17 protein-coding genes are annotated in these 18,269 nt (G+C 52.4%); 10 read left to right on the top strand and 7 right to left on the bottom strand.

Annotated elements, in window-relative coordinates:
• Positions 1–56: 56 nt before the first annotated feature.
• The 7 genes from ACYVHB_RS21870 to ACYVHB_RS21840 all read right to left on the bottom strand — a co-directional run bounded on the left by ACYVHB_RS21870 (position 57) and on the right by ACYVHB_RS21840 (position 5,923).
• Positions 57–623, bottom strand: coding sequence for a DUF4256 domain-containing protein (locus ACYVHB_RS21870; RefSeq protein ID WP_461053929.1), 567 nt, complete (start codon positions 621–623; stop codon positions 57–59).
• Between the two features lie 21 nt (positions 624–644).
• A complete protein-coding gene (locus tag ACYVHB_RS21865) occupies positions 645–1,025 on the bottom strand; it encodes a DoxX family protein (RefSeq protein ID WP_461053928.1) in 381 nt (126 codons plus the stop codon).
• A gap of 6 nt (positions 1,026–1,031) precedes the next feature.
• The gene (locus ACYVHB_RS21860) at positions 1,032–1,511 is read right to left on the bottom strand and encodes an SRPBCC domain-containing protein (RefSeq protein WP_461053927.1); all 480 of its coding nucleotides are present in this window, start codon (positions 1,509–1,511) and stop codon (positions 1,032–1,034) included.
• 6 nt (positions 1,512–1,517) lie between these two features.
• On the bottom strand, positions 1,518–1,841 hold the full coding sequence (locus ACYVHB_RS21855) for an ArsR/SmtB family transcription factor (protein ID WP_461053926.1): 324 nt from the start codon (positions 1,839–1,841) through the stop codon (positions 1,518–1,520).
• Between the two features lie 127 nt (positions 1,842–1,968).
• Complete coding sequence (locus tag ACYVHB_RS21850) at positions 1,969–3,165, bottom strand: acetate/propionate family kinase (protein WP_461053925.1); 1,197 nt, start codon at positions 3,163–3,165, stop codon at positions 1,969–1,971.
• A gap of 14 nt (positions 3,166–3,179) precedes the next feature.
• Positions 3,180–5,294 (bottom strand): phosphate acetyltransferase, encoded by a 2,115-nt coding sequence (gene pta, locus ACYVHB_RS21845; RefSeq protein ID WP_461053924.1) that lies wholly within the window; start codon positions 5,292–5,294, stop codon positions 3,180–3,182.
• Positions 5,295–5,392: 98 nt separating this feature from the next.
• Entirely contained in the window at positions 5,393–5,923 is a 531-nt protein-coding gene (locus tag ACYVHB_RS21840; RefSeq protein ID WP_461053923.1) for an acyl-CoA thioesterase, read from the bottom strand.
• Positions 5,924–6,085: 162 nt separating this feature from the next.
• Between ACYVHB_RS21840 and ACYVHB_RS21835 the strand changes: the two genes are divergently transcribed.
• From ACYVHB_RS21835 to ACYVHB_RS21790, 10 genes are all read left to right on the top strand, one after another.
• Positions 6,086–6,535, top strand: coding sequence for a DUF2147 domain-containing protein (locus ACYVHB_RS21835; RefSeq protein ID WP_461053922.1), 450 nt, complete (start codon positions 6,086–6,088; stop codon positions 6,533–6,535).
• 127 nt (positions 6,536–6,662) lie between these two features.
• On the top strand, positions 6,663–7,811 hold the full coding sequence (locus ACYVHB_RS21830; protein ID WP_461053921.1) for a flavin-containing monooxygenase: 1,149 nt from the start codon (positions 6,663–6,665) through the stop codon (positions 7,809–7,811).
• A gap of 57 nt (positions 7,812–7,868) precedes the next feature.
• Positions 7,869–8,054 carry a CsbD family protein gene (locus ACYVHB_RS21825; protein WP_461053920.1) on the top strand — a complete coding sequence of 62 codons (186 nt, stop codon included), beginning with the start codon at positions 7,869–7,871 and terminating at the stop codon, positions 8,052–8,054.
• 155 nt (positions 8,055–8,209) lie between these two features.
• Complete coding sequence (locus tag ACYVHB_RS21820; RefSeq protein ID WP_461053919.1) at positions 8,210–9,526, top strand: TolC family protein; 1,317 nt, start codon at positions 8,210–8,212, stop codon at positions 9,524–9,526.
• A 34-nt stretch (positions 9,527–9,560) separates the two neighbouring features.
• A complete protein-coding gene (locus ACYVHB_RS21815) occupies positions 9,561–10,652 on the top strand; it encodes an efflux RND transporter periplasmic adaptor subunit (protein ID WP_461053918.1) in 1,092 nt (363 codons plus the stop codon).
• Positions 10,653–10,762: 110 nt separating this feature from the next.
• On the top strand, positions 10,763–12,013 hold the full coding sequence (locus ACYVHB_RS21810; protein ID WP_461053917.1) for an ABC transporter permease: 1,251 nt from the start codon (positions 10,763–10,765) through the stop codon (positions 12,011–12,013).
• Between the two features lie 121 nt (positions 12,014–12,134).
• Positions 12,135–12,836 carry an ABC transporter ATP-binding protein gene (locus ACYVHB_RS21805; RefSeq protein ID WP_461053916.1) on the top strand — a complete coding sequence of 234 codons (702 nt, stop codon included), beginning with the start codon at positions 12,135–12,137 and terminating at the stop codon, positions 12,834–12,836.
• Positions 12,808–13,833, top strand: a complete 1,026-nt coding sequence (locus tag ACYVHB_RS21800; RefSeq protein ID WP_461053915.1) for a sensor histidine kinase — start codon at positions 12,808–12,810, stop codon at positions 13,831–13,833. The genes ACYVHB_RS21805 and ACYVHB_RS21800 overlap by 29 nt, the downstream gene beginning before the upstream one ends.
• A 90-nt stretch (positions 13,834–13,923) precedes the next feature.
• Positions 13,924–14,691: a LytR/AlgR family response regulator transcription factor gene (locus tag ACYVHB_RS21795; protein ID WP_461053914.1), complete on the top strand. Its 768-nt coding sequence runs from the start codon at positions 13,924–13,926 to the stop codon at positions 14,689–14,691.
• 282 nt (positions 14,692–14,973) lie between these two features.
• Entirely contained in the window at positions 14,974–18,204 is a 3,231-nt protein-coding gene (locus ACYVHB_RS21790) for a ligand-binding sensor domain-containing protein (RefSeq protein WP_461053913.1), read from the top strand.
• The last annotated feature ends 65 nt before the right edge of the window (positions 18,205–18,269 follow it).

The following is an 18,269-nucleotide window of genomic DNA, read 5'->3' as shown; positions in this document are numbered from 1 at the left end:
CCCAACTCATTTTAAGGTGGTGGGTAGTTACGGTAAAATCCAATCAGGCTATTTTGTTAAACTCTCAGCGAGCCACGGAACGCTCTTGCACCATAGTACGATTCGGCACCGTTGTGGTAGATGAAGACAGTGCCGTAGCGGAAATCAGCGAAGAGGGCACCACCGAGTTTTCTGATCTCAGCGGGTGTTTTCACCCAGCACGATGTCTTCGTATCGAACTTGCCAAGTTCCTGCAATTCCCGATATTGTTCTTCGGTTAACAGGTCAATACCCATAGCGGCAGCCATATCAGCAGCGTTATTGGCCGGTTTATGCTCTTTTCTTGACTCCTGCCCTTCGCGGTCATAGCACACACTTCGGCGGCCTTTAGGACTTTCGGCTGAACAATCATAAACGATGTATTCGTCCGTGTTTTTATCGTAGCCGACAACATCCGGTTCCCCACCCGTTGATTCCATTTCATGGAGTGACCACAGTTTCTCCGTATCAGCGTCCAGCTTCGCCAGTACGTTAGCCCAGTCAAGACCTTCGTGGCGATTCATGTTTTTTTCAAAACGGGCTTTCAACGCGCTGAGTAGTTCGTCACGTTGTTCTGAGGACAACACTTTTTTGTCTCTGTTCATGGTGTTGATACTATTCAATTATTAATTAACCAAAACGAGTCTTTTATCCGCCGGTCTGAAATACCACGATAGCACAGTTAGGATTAGTAATAATAACGAGGGAAGTAGTTCATTCATGGAATCACCCGAAGCGATACGTGACAGTGTTGCTCCCGACATAGCAAAGAAAAATCCGGCATAAGCCCATTCCTTCAGTAGAGGAAACTTAGGAATAAGCACGGCTACAACGCCCAGAATTTTCCAAATACCCAGTATTGTCAGCAGATAGGTCGGATAACCTAATTGTTTAATGCTCGCTACTTCTCCTTCCATCATTGATAGCTGCACGGCTCCGGTTGATAGCATACCCAATGCCAGCCAGATCGTAGCAATCCAGTAAATGATTTTGTTTCTCTTTGTCATGGTGCGTTAGTTTAATTCACTGACAATACTCTCCAATCGGTTGTGTGCCGAATTTATGCCCTGAGCAAAAGGCAGTTTGAGCATTTGGTCTCTGTCTGCCAGTGTTTTGTAAACTATTTTCATATTGAGTCTGCTGGTGTCGTCGGTGAGTTTTTCAAATTCCAGGAATTCAAGCTGAACGGGAAATCGGACTGCCGAATCGGGCGTATTTTCCATTTCAAATGTCCGCGTGATTTTCTGGTTCGGGCTAAACTCATGGATTACCCCATTGAACCCGTATTTATTTCCTTCAGCATCGATTGTTTCAAATTGATAACTACCGTGCTTTTTACTGTCGAGTTTCACAACTTTCGTCCCCATCCATTGCTCAACAATTTCGGGCTCTACGTACGCTCTAAAAAGTAGTTCTACTGGTAATTCAAATACCCTTGTAATCACCAATTCCTGCTTACCTTCTTCGGCATTGACCTTTGTTTTTTGTTCCATACTGTTTTATTCTTTTGGATGGTGTTTTTTCATTATTGTTTCCAATTTATTGAATCGATCTTCCCACATCTGACGGAATGGCTCGATGAAATCGGCTACCTCTTTCATTTTTTTTGCGCTGATATGATAGTAAATCTCCCGGCCGTTTTGCTCCTGTTCCAGCAATTCGCACTCGGTGAGTATTTGCAGGTGTTTTGAAACGGTCGGTCTCGCCGTGTCAAAGTTTGCCGCTATGGCACCGGCTGTCATGGATTGTGCCGCTACTAACAGCAGTATGGCCCTCCTGGTCGGGTCTGCTATGGCTTGAAATACGTCCCGTCTTAAATTCATTTTGTAGTCATTTGACTACAAATATACGTGTAGTTAAATAGCTACGCAAGTTTTTATGCGATTCATTTAGTACCCGGTGCGACACTCTGGCGCTGAAGGCTTCGGGCCCGGTTCAGTCAGTATGCGTTTACCCGGCCAGGACCGCGTAACTCTGCCAGGCAATTTCCAACTCCTCGTTGGTTGGTACAACTAAAACCGTAACCCGTGAATCCGTTGTGCTGACCGCCCGAATGGTGCGGGCCGGAGCGCTGTTTTCGGTTAGATCGAGAACGATGCCCAAGAAGTTGAGGTGGGTGCAGATCGTTTCGCGCATCACCCGGTCATTTTCTCCAATGCCGCCCGTAAAGAGGATCGCATCGACCCCGTTCAGGATGGCCGCGTAGGCACCAATGTACTTTTTCACCCGGTAGGCGTAGAGTTCGCAGGCCAAAGCCGCCGCCGGGTCGCCCGCAGCTAATGCCTTTCGGATGTCGCGCATATCGCTGAAGCCCGTTAGCCCCTGCATCCCCGACTGCTTATTGAGCAGGTTGTTAACGGCCTCCGGACTGTAGCCACGGGTTATTAAATGCAGGATAACGGCGGGGTCTACGTCACCCGACCGCGTACCCATCACCAGACCGCTCAACGGACTGAAACCCATACTCGTGTCGATGGATTTGCCGCCGTCAACGGCCGTAATGCTACTTCCGTTGCCCAAGTGAATGCTAATCAGTTTAGCGTCCGGCTTGCCCAGCCAGGCCATTGCCTGCTGACTGACGTACTGGTGCGAGGTACCGTGAAAGCCGTAGACCCGGATGGCTTCCTGCTGATACAATTCAGTCGGCAGGGCGTAACGGAAGGCGTAGTCGGGCATCGTCTGGTGAAAGGCGGTATCAAACACCGCTACCTGTCTGGCCCTGGGGAAGGTCATCTGGGCCAGTTCGATGCAGGCATAATTGATTGGGTTGTGCAGCGGAGCCAGCGGAAACAGTGCCCTGATCGTTTCTTTCACGGCGGGCGTAACGAGGGTCGCGCCCGCGAAGCGTTCCCCGCCGTGCACCACCCGGTGGCCAACGGCGTCGATGGCGTCGGGCGTTGAAATTACGCCCGTGACGGGATCGGTCAGGAGCGCCAGCACCCGCCCAAAACCAGCCGCGTGATTGGCGATGATCTCGTCAAATTCAATGACTTGGGCGGACTGATCAGCCCCGGTTTGGTGACGAATAGACGAACCCGCCGTGCCGATTCGTTCAATCTGCCCCCGGCACAGGGGCGCTTCGGCGGGCAGGGCGAAGAGTTGGTATTTTAGCGAACTGCTCCCTGCATTGATAACCAAAATGTGCATAGCGTGTGGCCGAATCAGGCGGGTAGGGTCTGGGGAGTCTCATCCTGACACTGGATGGCGGTGATGATGACCGTATTAAAAATATCGTCCACGGTGCAGCCCCGGCTCAGGTCGTTGATGGGCTTGTTCAGCCCCTGGAGCATTGGCCCGATGGCCAGCGCCCCGGTTTCCCGCTGCACTGCTTTGTAGGTGTTGTTGCCCGTGTTCAAATCCGGAAAGATCAGCACACTGGCCCGGCCCGCTACCGCCGAGTTGGGCAATTTCTGGCTGCCGACTAAGGGGTCCACGGCCGCGTCGTACTGAATGGGACCTTCTATTTTCAGGTCCGGCCGTTTCTGGCGCACGAGGGCCGTCGCCTGCCGGACCTTTTCCACGTCTTCGCCCTCGCCGGAACTGCCCGAGGAGTAGGAAAGCATGGCAATTCGGGGTTCAATGCCAAAGCGGGCGCTGCTCTCGGCGGACGAAATAGCGATGTCGGCTAATTGGTCCGCTGTCGGATTGGGATTCACCGCGCAGTCGCCAAAGACGGATACCCGTTCGGGCAGGCACATGAAAAATACCGACGAAACCAGCGACACGCCCGGTTTGGTTTTGATGAACTGGAGGGCGGGGCGGATCGTGTGCTGGGTCGTGTGCACCGCTCCCGACACCATGCCGTCGGCGTGGCCCAGGTGCACCATCATAGTGCCAAAGTACGAGACGTCCAGGAGCATGTCCCGCGCCATCTCGAGTGTCACATTTTTGGCTTTACGCAGTTCGTAGAGCTTTTCAGCGTAGGACGCGTAGTTGTCCGACGTGGCCGGATCAATAATCTGTAGTGCCGTCGGATCAAGGGTCAGCCCCAACCGCCGGACGGACGCCGTCACCTCCGCCGGATCGCCCAGGATGGTCAGGTCCACCACATCCTGACTGATGAGCCGGGCGGCTGCTTTCAGGATGCGGTCATCGTTGCCTTCGGGCAGGACGATGTGTTTTTTCTGCCGTTTAGCCGTTTGAAAAAGCTGGTACTGAAACATGTGGGGCGTTATGCCTTCGGATCGGAACGTAGTAATCCTGTCCTCCAGCGCCTGCGTGTCCACGTACTTTTCAAACACGTCGATGGCCAGTTCGATCTTCTTGCGGTTGTCCGCCGTGATGCGCGAATGAATGGACCCAATGGCGGTTATTGTTTCAAACGTGCCCTTTTGCACCGTCAGGATGGGAATTACCGTTTGAAGGCCCTCAATTAACCGCGTGACGGGTTCATCGGGCACGGTTCCCGCCGTCAGCACGATACCGGCCACGCGGGGGTAGTTGGCCGACAGATTAGCCTGAATGGCCCCGATAATGATGTCGGCCCGGTCGCCCGGCGTCACAATCAGGACGTTTTCTTTGATGTAATTTAGGAAGTTGGGCAGCATCATGGCACCGGTAACAAAGTTATCGACCTGATTGGTCAGCAACTCGTCGCCGATGAGCACCGTAGCGCCCAGGCCTTCCTTTATTTCCTTCATGGTCGGGCTTTGCAGGCCTTTTTCCCACGGGATGACGGTAATCATGATCCCGGCGGGCAACTGCATGGCCAGCAACGCCCGCACATCGTCGACCTGCCCGGTGCTGACCCGGTTGGCAACGATGCCCAGCACCTGCACCTCCCGGCCCTCGAATGCCTGCAGGGCACTCAGGGCGGAACTGACGATCTGAGCGGTTGTTTTGGCCTCGCCGGTAATCACAATGAGCACGGGCGCCCCTAAGTTTTTGGCGATAACCGCATTCGATTCAAACTCAAACGCGGTACCCTCGCCCAGAAAGTCACTGCCTTCAATAACCGTGAAATCGCTGGTTTCCTCCAGCTTTTTATAGGCACTGATGACCGTATTGAGCATGTCGCCCCGGCTTTCGGACTCGATGTGTTCGAGGGCTTCCTGCCGGTTGAACGCGTACGTATCTTCATACCGGATGGGCAGGGAAAAATAATCCAGCATGGTTTCGATATGAACTTCTTTCCGGCCGGGTACCTGGGGGGAGATGATGGGTTTGAAGTAGCCAACTTTTTTGGTTTTACCCAGTAACCGATTGACCAGGCCGAGCGCGATCAGCGATTTACCCGTGTAAGGCTCTACCGAAGCGATATAAATTGCTTTCGTCATACGGTAACTACTCCATTTACCATTCATTGTTTAGCGTCACCTCACCTACCTGAGCAGGTGTGTACATATACCGACGGGGCCATCGTAATCAACCTGATTTATCGGCTCACTACAGCCGGTGTAATCTGCTGCTTAATTTCCCGAATGCGGTCGTTAAAGTTCAGGTCGAGGAAATCGACGTTCGGCACAAGCGTGGCCTGCAAATAACCCAGCACAGCTTCATCGTGCGGAATCCGTTTACCCGTTGCCACACTGATGTACTTGGATGTGACCCACAACACGTTTTTAAGGTGCGTTTTAGCATCGTCGGTCATGAAGTATTCCGTTACCGTCGTGTCTTCACTAACGTAAATCAGCCGCGACATAATCCGCACCCATTCGCTCACCTGCGCCGGACGGACGTAGGCGATCTGGTGCTGATAGACAACCCAACTGGTTTTCAACTCACGGAAAAGCTGGCCGGGGTTGAAGTCGTACAGCTTGGCCACCTGATCTTCGCGGGCGTTAAAGTAATAGTCGAAGTATTTGGCGTTGTTGAGGTGCTGCAATGGATCGCAATCCTGAAAGCGGATGATTGTCCGCGATTCGGTTTCGGTGGGGTAGCTACGGCTGGGGTCGCGTTTAAACATAGTCCGTCGGTTTTCTGTCGTCACCAGATCCGCCAAAATAGTCAGCGAATAGCTGGTACGATTCCGCAAAAATCTGTTTAAATCGGTTCATCCGCGTAATCACAATTCAGATATTTGCGTTAGTACAACAGAATTACTCATTAGTTCCAATCCCGCGATTCCATGAAATTCACACATTTCCAGTTGCCCCTGCTTCTGCTGTTCGTTACCTTATTTTCGTTTGCGCCCAGCGACAACCCCGACGCGGTGGTGGGTACGTGGCTGAACGGCACTAAAAAAGGGCATGTGCAGATTTATAAACAGGGCGGCACTTTTTTTGGTAAACTCATCTACCTCACCGAACCCAACGACCCGACGAGCGGCAAGCCCAAAACGGACATCAAGAATGCGGATGAAAAGAAACGCACCCGTCCCCTGCTCAACCTGCCATTGATGTACAATTTTAAGTACGATGGGGACAATGTCTGGGCTGACGGCAAAATATACAACCCCGAAGACGGCAAAGAATACAACTGCAAGATGACCCTCAAGGACCCCAACACGCTCGACGTGCGCGGGTACGTGGGCATCTCGCTGCTCGGCAAAACCCAGACTTGGACGAGGATAAAATAAGTTAAAGGAGTCGTAGAAGTCGTAGATCGTAAAGTCAAAAGTCGCTGCCGCATGAGTGTTGCTTACGCGCAGCGACTTTTGACTTTACGACCTACGACTTCTACGACTCCTTTATCCTCTACGACTTATGACTTTTACGACTTCTACAACTTTAATTATCGGTGCCGGACCGGCGGGGCTGGCGATGGCCGGGCAATTAGCGCATCGAAAACTGCCGTTTACCGTGCTGGAAGCCAGCGACTACATCGGCTTCGCCTGGCGCAATCACTACGACCGGCTCCACCTGCACACCGTTAAGCAGCACTCGGCCCTGCCGCACCTGCCCTACCCCATTGATTACCCAACCTACGTGTCCCGGCTTCAGGTGGTCGAGTATCTGGAGCAGTACGCAGCGCAATTCGGCATCAGGCCAAAATTTAATCAAAACGTCGTCAGCATCCGGCGCAGGGCGGGGGGAACGTGGCAGGTAACCACCGAAACGGATACGTTCGAGGCCGAACGGGTGATTGTGTCCACGGGCTATAACCGCATTCCGAACGTGCCGGAGTTGCCGGGGCTACGCGATTTCCGGGGCATTGTCTGGCACAGCCGCGAATACCGCAACGGCGCGCCCTTCCGGGGCGAAAACGTGCTGGTGGTGGGCATGGGCAACACGGGGGCCGAGATTGCGCTGGACCTGCTGGAGCACGGCGCAACCCCGTTTATTTCGGTGCGGGGGCCGGTCAACATCGTCCGGCGCGACGTGTTGGGCAGGCCTGCCCAACCGACGGCCATTTTCCTGAGCAAATTCCCCCATTGGTTCTATGATCTGGTAACGGGCCTGTCGCAACGGTTTACGGTGGGTGATTTGTCGCCGTACGGCCTGGGCAAACCCGCGCATCCGGCGTCGTACGACACACGCCGGGGCAAGATTCCCGTCATTGACCTTGGTACACTCGACCAAATCAAGGCGGGTGCCATTAAAGTCGTGCCGGGCATTGACCGGGTCACCCGCAACGGCGTCACGTTTGCCGATGGCAGTGCGCACTCCTTCGACGCCATCATTCTGGCAACGGGCTACCGGCCGGGCCTCGCTCCCATTTTGGGCGACGATCTGCTGGCGCGCATCGCGAACGAGCGTGGCTATCCGAAACGACTCTGGTTCGACGACCCGGATTTGCGGGGGTTGTACTTTCTGGGATTCACTACGCCCCTGACGGGCATTATTTATAACCTGACCATTGATTCAGAGACGATTGCGGAACACGTTGTCAAAAACAATTCGGTTCCGGCGTAGTTTTAATCAGGCAGTCATACTGATTGCCTCTGTTACTCAACCTTAATCACTACGATCATGAACGAGACAACCCTAAAAGGTGGCTGGAACGAACTGAAAGGCAAAATCAAACAAGCCTACGGCGACCTGACCGACGATGACCTGACCCACGAAGAAGGCAAAGAAGACGAAATGTGGGGTAAGGTTCAGCAGAAGACCGGCAAAACGAAGGATGAGATCAACAAAGCCATTGCTGATTTATAGGCGATGAACAATTAGCGAAACGCCGGGGCCGCAACGCTCCGGCTTTTTCGTACCCAAAAACGGCGAGTTCCCCGGCAGTTTCTTCCGCTTTAAGGTAAAATAGTTGCGCCCTGTTCCGAAAGCCGCGTTTTTTGAGGTGTCCATTCGCGCTACGCATGAACCGGTTTATACTCGTCATTTTGCTGTTGTTCTCGTTACCTATCGACGCTCAGACGGTAGTGTCGAACGTGCAGGACGCTCTGACAATGGCCCAGCGCAGCAACCCCGACCTGGTCAATGCGCGGCAAAACCGGGTGGTGCAGGACCAACAACGAGCGGTGAGCCGGGCAGCCTTGTTACCCTCGGCCCGGCTGTTCACCAATTTCGACTATAACTATGCTCTGCCCGTGCAGTTGGTACCCGCCGAGTTTCTGGGTGGTCGGCCGGGTGAGTTTCGTTCGCTCCGCTTTGGGCTGCCGTTTTTCCTGACGGCGGGCGTCGAGGTGAACGCACCAATTCTGAACCGGCCCGCCCGCGCTGACCGGGGTGTCGTGGAGCAAAACCTGCGGATCATCAACGATCAGACGCTGGTATTGCAGGATGAGATTTCAACCCAGACGGTCCGTGTTTACCACGCGGCACTGCTGACCCGCTCAGCCATCGTCATCACCCGGCGCAACGGATTAGCGGCCGACACGCTCGCGCAGATTGCCCGGCAACGGTTAGACAAGGGCCTCATTGAGCCGCTGGAATACAACCGGATTCGGTCGGTGCAGCTTACTACGACCGACGTGCTGTACCAGAACGAACTGGCCTACGTCCGCAACCTGAGCCAACTCAAACTGCTGCTTGGGCTGGCCCCCACCGACAGCCTCATGCTGACCGAAGAACTCGCGATACGGCCCGCTGCGGTGGTTCCACCAGCCATAGCCAGTAGCCCGGCCGAACGGCCCCAGATCACGCTTCAGCAGTCGCGGGTGGCGTTGTCGCGGCTTCAACTCGACCGCGAACGGTTGCAACGCTGGCCAACGCTCTCGGCCTATGGACGCTATTCCCAGCAGGCGCAGCGCAATCAGGTGAACTTTCTGAACCCGAACGAGCGGTGGTTTACCATTGGCGTCGCGGGGCTACAGTTCAACTGGCCTATTTACACCGGCGGTCTGCGAACCAGCAACCTCACCCGCGCCCGGCTGCAACTCAACCTGGCCGAAAGTGAACTGGCCTACGAACGAAACCGCCAGCAAACCGACACCGACGATGTGCTGAATACGTATAACCAGGCCGTTCGGTCGCTGGACCTGAACCGGCAGAACTATGAACTCAGCAACCAGAACGTGCAGATCGCGTTGGTTAAATACCGGTCGGGGCTGTTCGCTTATGACCAGTACCTGAACGTATTCAACGAAGCACTAACGGCCCAAAATCGGTTTCTGACCAACCTGTCGAACGTATTTATTAACCAGACGATCCTGCAAATCCGGAGTGGTCAATGACCCCAAACCTTGCTGGTTTGGAAAAACGATAAAAATGAAACATTCCCTACTTTTTCTTCTTGTGATACTCACGGTGGCCTGCAAGCGGGGCAGCGACGGTATCTCGCCCACGTACCAGGAACTGACCGAAGCGGTGTACGCGTCGGGTAACGTTTATCCACGCAACGAGTACACCGTCACGGCCGATGCCAACGGGGTGCTGCAACAGCGTTTAGTCAACGAGGGAGACTCCATCCGCCGGAATCAACTCCTGTTCGTACTCGAAAGCGCCACCGAAGACGCCCGTCGGCAGGCGGCAGCCAACGCGTACCGGCAGTCGCGGGCTAACTTAGGAGCCAGTTCACCGGTACTGGCTGAGTTGGAAGCGCAGGTCCGCAACGCCCGAACCCGGCTCAGTAACGACTCGATCAACTACAACCGGTTTCGTGAATTATACGGCCAAAACGCAACGTCCCGCGCCGAACTGGAACGGGCCGAATTAAACTACACCCTCGCCCGCAACAATTTCCGCGCTCAGCAGAACACGCTCCAGCGCAGCCGCGATCAAATTCGGCTTGATGTCTCTGCCAACCGCAGCCAGTTGGTGGTTTCGGAAGTGGCGGGCCGCAACACCCGCATCCGTAGTTTCGTGGATGGGAAAGTGTACGAGGTGTACAAAGACCCCGGCGAGGTGGTACGGCCGGGCGATCAGTTGGCACTGGTGGGCAGCGGAAACCAGTTGTATGCGCAGTTGGCCGTCGACGAAAGCGACTTCGGCCGGATTCGCAAGGGGCAGGATGTTGTCATCAAAACCGACCTGTATCCCGACAAAACCTTTAGGGCACGCGTCAAAAAGACGTATCCTAAACTAAACCGCACAGACCAGTCGTTTCGGGTCGATGCGGAGTTTGTGGGCGAAAGTCCTGCGTCGTACTATGGCCTGACGGTGGAAGCCAACATTATCATCAGCCAGAACCGGCGCGTGCTGACACTTCCCAAATCATACGTCGTCGGCAGCGACAGCGTGTGGATCGAGCAGGACGGCAAAAAACAGAAAGTGAAGTTCAGGAAAGGGGCCGAAAACTTCGATCTGGTCGAGGTGAAAGGCGGGTTAAACGAGAAATCAATTGTGCTGATTGAAGAGTGAGATGTAAACACAGAGAAACGGAGGAAATCATGGAGGACACAGAGTTTACTCTTTATTCCTTCATTTCTCCGTGTCCTCCGTAATTTCTTCCGTTTCTCTGTGTTAAAAAAATGGATATCAAGATCGCTGCTCAGATTGCCCGGACGCATTTGCTGGCCAAGAAACGCCAGACGCTCGTCGCCATGCTCGGCGTCACGTTCGGTATTGCTATGTTCATTACGATGATCTCGTTCATGCAGGGTGTCAACCAGTTTCTTGAAGATTCGGCACTCGATGCCAGTCCGCACATCCGAATGTATAACGAAGTGAACACGCAACGGCCCAGCCTGATTGATGAGCAGCATCCGGGCGGTTTCAACGTCGTCTATCATCAGAAACCCAAGAACGAATCGGCCAAACTCAAAAACGGTCTCATCATGGCCAACCGCATCGAACGCGAACCGGGCGTACTGGGCACGTCGCCCCAGATTGCCACGCAGGTGTTCTACAACAACGGCCCCATTCAACTCTCCGGCACGATCTCGGGCGTGGATATCGACCGCGAAAACCGGCTCTACAAACTGACGGCCCGGCTGAAATCGGGTAGCCTGAACACCTTAAAAACTAATCCCGACGGCCTAATTATGGGGGCGGTACTGGCCCGCAAACTCAACGTCCGCACGGGCGACAAAGTGACCGTTACGCTCCCCGGTGGCGGTACGCGCGTGCTGCGGGTGGTCGGCACGTTTGGCTTCGGCGTCGGCACGGTAGACAATACCAAGAGCTACGCCAACCTGTCGACGGTGCAGGAAATTTTGCAGCGCGACCCCAGCTACGTTACCGACATCCACGTCAAGATGTATAATCCTTTACAGGCCATTCCGTTTGGGCTGAAATTACGCGCTATGTACGGCTATTACACTGAGGACTGGGCCACGGCCAACACGGCGATTCTGGCGGGCGAAAAAATCCGGGGTATGCTCACCTACGTTGTATCCATCACACTCCTGATCGTGGCCGGATTTGGCATTTACAACATCATGAACATGACCGTCATCAACAAAATCAAGGACATCGCCATCCTGAAAGCCACCGGCTTCGACGGCCGCGACATCATCGCTATTTTCCTGTTGCAGGCCGTATTTATCGGCGTGGCGGGCGGATTGCTGGGTCTGGGGATTGGCTTCGGATTAAGCTACCTGCTCTCGATCACGCCCTTCGACGCGGGTGACTTTTTGAGCATCAAAACCTTTCCTGTCATTTTCGCACCAAAATATTACGGGATGGGCCTGCTGTTCGGCATCATTACCACAGTACTGGCAGGGTATTTTCCGTCGCGCAAAGCCGCGCAGGTGGACCCGGTTTCGATACTCAGAGGATGAACTGAGTTTGTCGTTCGTGGTTAGTAGTGGGCTGACCGCACCGGAATGCCGGACGACGGCGGACGTCTTTTGCGTCAGCCCACTACTAACCACGAACGACAAACTACAAACGACCAAGCAAATGCAACCCGTTCTCTCCGCCCGGCACCTCAATAAGTACTTCTACGACCCGGACAAATTCCGGGTGCTCAACGACATTTCGTTCGACGTGCGGGCGGGTGAATTTGTGGCCATTGTGGGTAAGTCGGGCTGCGGCAAATCGACGCTGTTGTACCTGCTGTCGACGATGGACACTGACTACGACGGTCAGGTTGAGATGGCGGGTACGCTGCTGACGGGCCGCAGCCAGAACTTTTTGGCCCATTTTCGCAATGAGCACCTCGGCTTCGTGTTCCAGTTTCACTTCCTGTTGCCGGAGTTTACGGTACTCCAGAACGTGATGTTGCCGGGTCTGAAATTAGGCAAATATCCGGCAAAGCAGGTGGAAGAACGGGCGATGGAGAAACTGCGACTCATGGGCATGGCCGACTACGCCCGCAAACCAGCCAGCAAAATCTCCGGGGGGCAGCAGCAGCGCGTGGCCATTGCCCGCGCGCTCATCAACGACCCCACCATCGTCATGGGCGACGAGCCGACGGGCAACCTGGACCGGGCCAACTCGGAGAATGTATTCGCCATTTTTCGCGACCTTGCTGCCAACGGCCAAACCATCATCACCGTCACGCACGACCCCGACTTCGCGGCCCGAACCGACCGCATCATCGAAATGAGCGACGGCCAGATTATCAGCAACCATGAAAATCCGATTCGACAAACGCGTTGAAGCCGTTTTCCTGCTCATTGCTTCGCTGGGCATTGTTGGGCGGGAGTGGATCCTGTCCAGCATTACCTGGCAGCTTCAGGCGCTGCTGTTTGGCCTGACATTAGTAATGCTCAATGGCGTGTGGGCCTTTCATTACTGGTTCAACGCGTGGCTGAATCAACGGATGCCCTTTGAACGCGACGTGAGCAAACGGGTGGCCGTTCAGTTGCTGGGCGGGTGGGCCATTATCATCACCGCCCTGATTGGGGTGGGTCTATTTCTGATCAACCACGTAGTGCCGGAGCTGTCCCAATCAATGAACCGCCTGAATAGTGTGGCGTTGGGGGTTGGGGGATTTATGGCTAACATGGTGATGAGCCTCGGCTTCATTGCCAGTCACTTTTTCAACCAGTGGCAGGCGAATTTGCTGCGGGCAACCCGGCTCGAAAAAGAGAAAGCCCAGGTGCAGTACGATAACCTGACGAATCAGCTAAATCCCCATTTCCTGTTCAACAGCTTATCGTCGCTGGACAGCCTGATTGAGGAGAACCCGGCGCTGGCCCGGCGGTTTTTGCAGCAACTATCCAGAGTGTATCGCTACGTGCTGCAACATAAGGAGCGTGAACGGGTGTCGCTCGAAACCGAACTGAACTTCATTAAAAACTATGTTTCGTTACTGCAAACCCGTTTCGACGGCATGTTCAGGCTCTCCTGCCAGATTAGCCCGGACGCGCTGGAACGCCAGATTGTACCCGTGACGCTTCAGATTCTGATCGAGAACGCGATCAAGCACAATAGCATCAGTGAGAGCAAACCCCTGACGGTGTGCATTACCGCCGACGCCCATTTTCTGACCGTATCGAACGCCATTCAACGCAAGAAACAGGTACTCACCTCAAACGGCCAGGGGCTGCAGAATCTAACGACGCTATATAGCCACCTCAGCACCAGCCCGGTCGACGTGCAGCAGGACGGTGACACCTTCCGGGTGCGGGTGCCGTTGCTATCGAGTGTGTAAGTGTTTGGGTGTTTAGGTGTGTGAGTGCGTAAGTTACCCCGTCTTAAACGCACTCACACACCTAAACACATTTTCAAAAACCGCCCTTTTATGACCATTCTCCTGATCGAAGATGAACCGTTGATTGGGCGGCAACTCAAGAAGTTGGTTCATACGCTGGAGCCGACGGCTACCATCGACGGGCCGCTGACCAGCGTACAGGCCGTGGTTGAGTACCTGCGTACGCACCGGCCAGATCTGGTCATTGCCGACATCCAGCTATCCGACGGGGTAAGTTTCGACGCCTTCGGGCAGGTGAACCTGAACGTGCCAGTTATCTTCACAACCGCCTACGATGAGTACGCCATCCGCGCCTTCAAACTCAATAGCATCGACTATTTGCTCAAACCCATTGACCCCGACGAACTACGGGCAGCTCTGACCAAATACCACCGCTGGCAGCCAACGGGCACCGACTTTGCCGATCAGTTTCAGACGTTTCTGACCCAGTTCACGAACCCAAGTGCTACGCCTGCTTACAAACGACGGTTCACGGCTCACCACGGCCGTCAGATCGTGTCGGTGCCGCAGGAACAGGTTGCCTATTTCATGCGCGACGAACTGATCTACCTACACACGGCTACCGGGCAACGATTGGTGACGGATTATAAAACGCTGGATGAACTGGATGAACTATCTGACCCCGCCCGGTTTTTCCGCGCCAGCCGCCAGTGTCTGGTCAGTCTTGATGCCGTTGCGGGCTACCGGTCGCATTACAGCGGAAAAGTGCAGGTATTGCTCCAACCCCCAAGCGACCGGGTAGAGTTAATGGTCAGCAAAGAGAAGGCGGCTCAATTCCGGCAGTGGTTTGAAGGCTGAGGTACGCCCGTCATTGCCGTCTGATTATACGCCCTTAATTTCAATTCTTTCAAATACTGAATTCGTTTTGACATAATCTGCTTATCGCTTTTAAACCTATACCGTAATCGAATTCTTTTTCACATTAATGACAGATTTACAATTAATCGTATAGTTATAAAACAACGCTTATACTCGTAAGAAAACAAATCGTTAACTAATTTCGCTGTATCTGGCAAACACCCGTACATTGCGTTGCTGTTGCTCAACTCCTACCTTAGCTTTCACCAGATCACCTGATTCATGAAACGTTTAGCAGTGCTGATTATGGGCGTCCTTTCTTTGTGCGCAGGAACGGGGTTTGCACAAGGGCAGAAGCCTGATTTCACCCACCTGACCACCAACGAAGGACTCTCGCAAAGCACTGTCCTGAGCATACTAAAAGACAGCAAAGGATTTATGTGGTTCGGAACCAACGAAGGACTGAATAAATACGATGGGTACGAATTTTCGATTTACAAACACTATCCTAACGATCAGACGAGTCTTAGAAATAATATAATCAATGATATCCTCGAAGATAATCAGGGAACAATTTGGGTGGCAACCAGCGCCGGTCTGGACCTGTTCAATCGCAGCACAAACAGTTTCTCACACTATTCATTAACGCCTTTTCAACTTATTATTTACGATATATTTCAGGACAGTAAACAGAGAATCTGGCTGGGAACGGCTTCCGGTTTGTATTTGGTAGATGTAAAAACTAACACATTCAGTTCGTATAGATCTAAGAAAACCAGTACAACGTTAAGCAATGACGTTGTCTTGAAAATTACGGAAGATAAAGCGGGCATTCTTTGGGTCGGTACGCAGAATGGGTTAAATCGATTCAATCCGAAGTCGGGGAACTTCAGCCACTTTTTTCACAATCCTAAAGACGCTGGAAGTATTGCATCTAACTGGGTTAGAGCCGTGTACATAGATCAAAACCAAACGTTATGGATCGGCACATTGGGTGGTGGTATCGCCAGATACAATCCGGTCACGAATTCATTCACGAATTTTTTACACAATACGAAAATACCAGCCAGCCTGGGACACAATGATATTTTTTGCCTGACTGAAGACAATCAAAATAACCTTTGGGTAGGAACCGAAAACGGCGGCATCAGCATATATGACACTAAGCGTAATGAATTTACTACAGTTGTGACTGATCCAGCTAATCCAAATAGTTTAAATAGTAATTCTATCTACTCTTTATACAAAGACAACATCGGAAATATTTGGGCAGGCACCTATTCGGGTGGCGTAAATTATGTACCAAAGTTTGGTAAAAAATTCAGGCTATACCGGAATATGCTCAACGAAAATAGCCTCAGTAATAACATCGTCTTATCAATAAAAGGAGACGATGACGGAAACATCTGGATTGGTACCGATGGCGGTGGTTTGAATCTGTTCAATCCGAAAACGAGTAGGTTTTCGACTTACAAAAATCGGCCTTCGGTCAGCAACAGTCCCGGCTCCGATTACCTGATTACCATTGTAAATTCAGGAGAAAATTTACTGGCATTAGGGTATCACCGAAAAGGGTTTGATTTATTTAACACAAAAAAGATGTCTTTCACGCACTACGTGCCCCTCGAAGGAAATACCAATGATCTGCCGACGGCAAGCGTGAATGTTTTATGCAGCGACAGGGAAACCAATCTTTGGGTTGGCACCTGGGCGCGGGGCTTGTATTTTTATGATAGGCGCTCTAAGCAGGCCACCCGGTTTCTGCACGATAACAACGACCCCAACACATTGTGTGACAACCACTTGAACGCTATCTACGAAGACGACGACCGGGACATTTGGTTGGGTACGGAGAATGGCCTTGACATGCTCGACCGCACAACGTACCGCTTTGTACACTATACCCACAATCCTGAAAACAGCCGCACAATTGGCAGCAATACGATCAACTGTGTTTTAGGAGCTGGCGTTAATAAATTGTGGATTGGTACGACCGGTGGCCTGTGTTTATTAAACAAGAAAACCAAACAGGTTTCGGTAATTACCGAAAAGGAAGGCCTTCCCAATAATGTTATCAATGCATTAATTTATGACTTAAGCGGGAACCTTTGGATGAGCACCAACAAAGGAATCAGTAACTACAACCCGCGCACTAAAATGATTCGCAATTATGGCCTTTTAGATGGCTTGCAGGGAAATGAATTTAAAGTGGGGTCCGTGTTCAGAGCCGCCGATGGAATGCTGCTATTTGGCGGCTCCAGCGGATTCAATACCGTCTATCCCGAACGGATGCTGAATAATACGTATGTGCCGCCGGTTCATATTACAGATTTTCAGGTGTTCAATAAATCAATTCAGACAGGCGACGCTGATTCTATTTTAACGAAGCATATTAGTGAGACGAGTGCCCTTTCTCTCAAACACGACCAAAATGTTTTTTCCGTTGAGTTTGCTGCGCTGAATTACACCTTTCCCGAAAAAAATCAGTATGCTTATATGTTGCAGGGATTCGATGACAACTGGAATTATGTTGGCAACAAGCGCAGTGCTACCTATACGAATTTAGACCCCGGCACATACACATTCCGGGTGAAAGCATCGAACAATGATGGTCTGTGGAACGAGACAGGCACGTCTATTCAAATCAACGTGTTACCTCCCTTTTGGCACACATGGTGGTTTAAATTGCTGCTGGTTAGTTTAGTTATCGGCTCTGCCTATGCATTTTATGAGGCACGTACCAGTGTGCTCAGATCGCAGAAATGGGCGCTGGAGCGAGTCCTTGAAGAACGAACGGAACGCCTTCATCAGGAGCAGGTACTCAATAAAATGAAATCACAGTTTGTGTCGACGGCATCGCATGAATTCAGAACCCCGCTGGCAACGATTCAATCGAGTGTTAATCTGGTGGGTATGTACATTGACCTGCCACCGGAGCGGGGTAAACTTCAAATTCAAAAACACCTGACAGTCGTTGAAAAAGAAATTGGCAAGTTTGTCAGTCTGCTGGACGATATACTCGCCATCGAAAAGATGAGCGCGGGCAAGCAACTCTTTTCGCCCGAACCGGTGAATCCGCTGACAATCGCACACGAGGTGGTATCAACTTATTTTCAGTCGCGCCCCGACCAGCGCTCGGTTGATCTGTCAACAACGGGAACGCCACGTTCTGTGCGCTTAGACGAAAAACTGATTGCTCAGGTATTGATAAACTTACTGTCGAATGCCTTCAAATTTTCCAGTACAAATCCTGCTTTACACGTCGACTTTAATGAGGCATCTCTTGTCTTATCGGTCATTGACCACGGCATCGGGATCCCGGAGAAGGATTTGCCGCACTTATTTGAGACGTTTTTCCGGGCGGGCAATGCGGTTGCCGTTCAGGGAACCGGCCTGGGCCTTTTCATTATCAAACAATCTGTAGAACTCCACGGGGGTACTGTGCGGGTGCAAAGTAAAGAGAACGTCGGTACAACGTTTACCGTTACCCTGCCCGCTGCGCCTTGTAACTGATCAATCCGTACGGGTATCGCCCGACTGTTAAAAAACCCAAAAAGTCTATTTACAATTGGGTTGAT

It is taken from the genome of Spirosoma arcticum (genome assembly GCF_054779955.1).
This window is presented reverse-complemented; position numbering and strand designations above follow the sequence as displayed.

Coding starts and splice junctions, on each gene's coding strand:
- ACYVHB_RS21870 (WP_461053929.1), bottom strand. CDS start 623: ATGAACAGAGACAAAAAAGTGTTGTCCTCAGAACAACGTGACGAACTA.
- ACYVHB_RS21865 (WP_461053928.1), bottom strand. CDS start 1,025: ATGACAAAGAGAAACAAAATCATTTACTGGATTGCTACGATCTGGCTG.
- ACYVHB_RS21860 (WP_461053927.1), bottom strand. CDS start 1,511: ATGGAACAAAAAACAAAGGTCAATGCCGAAGAAGGTAAGCAGGAATTG.
- ACYVHB_RS21855 (WP_461053926.1), bottom strand. CDS start 1,841: ATGAATTTAAGACGGGACGTATTTCAAGCCATAGCAGACCCGACCAGG.
- ACYVHB_RS21850 (WP_461053925.1), bottom strand. CDS start 3,165: ATGCACATTTTGGTTATCAATGCAGGGAGCAGTTCGCTAAAATACCAA.
- pta (WP_461053924.1), bottom strand. CDS start 5,294: ATGACGAAAGCAATTTATATCGCTTCGGTAGAGCCTTACACGGGTAAA.
- ACYVHB_RS21840 (WP_461053923.1), bottom strand. CDS start 5,923: ATGTTTAAACGCGACCCCAGCCGTAGCTACCCCACCGAAACCGAATCG.
- ACYVHB_RS21835 (WP_461053922.1), top strand. CDS start 6,086: ATGAAATTCACACATTTCCAGTTGCCCCTGCTTCTGCTGTTCGTTACC.
- ACYVHB_RS21830 (WP_461053921.1), top strand. CDS start 6,663: ATGACTTTTACGACTTCTACAACTTTAATTATCGGTGCCGGACCGGCG.
- ACYVHB_RS21825 (WP_461053920.1), top strand. CDS start 7,869: ATGAACGAGACAACCCTAAAAGGTGGCTGGAACGAACTGAAAGGCAAA.
- ACYVHB_RS21820 (WP_461053919.1), top strand. CDS start 8,210: ATGAACCGGTTTATACTCGTCATTTTGCTGTTGTTCTCGTTACCTATC.
- ACYVHB_RS21815 (WP_461053918.1), top strand. CDS start 9,561: ATGAAACATTCCCTACTTTTTCTTCTTGTGATACTCACGGTGGCCTGC.
- ACYVHB_RS21810 (WP_461053917.1), top strand. CDS start 10,763: ATGGATATCAAGATCGCTGCTCAGATTGCCCGGACGCATTTGCTGGCC.
- ACYVHB_RS21805 (WP_461053916.1), top strand. CDS start 12,135: ATGCAACCCGTTCTCTCCGCCCGGCACCTCAATAAGTACTTCTACGAC.
- ACYVHB_RS21800 (WP_461053915.1), top strand. CDS start 12,808: ATGAAAATCCGATTCGACAAACGCGTTGAAGCCGTTTTCCTGCTCATT.
- ACYVHB_RS21795 (WP_461053914.1), top strand. CDS start 13,924: ATGACCATTCTCCTGATCGAAGATGAACCGTTGATTGGGCGGCAACTC.
- ACYVHB_RS21790 (WP_461053913.1), top strand. CDS start 14,974: ATGAAACGTTTAGCAGTGCTGATTATGGGCGTCCTTTCTTTGTGCGCA.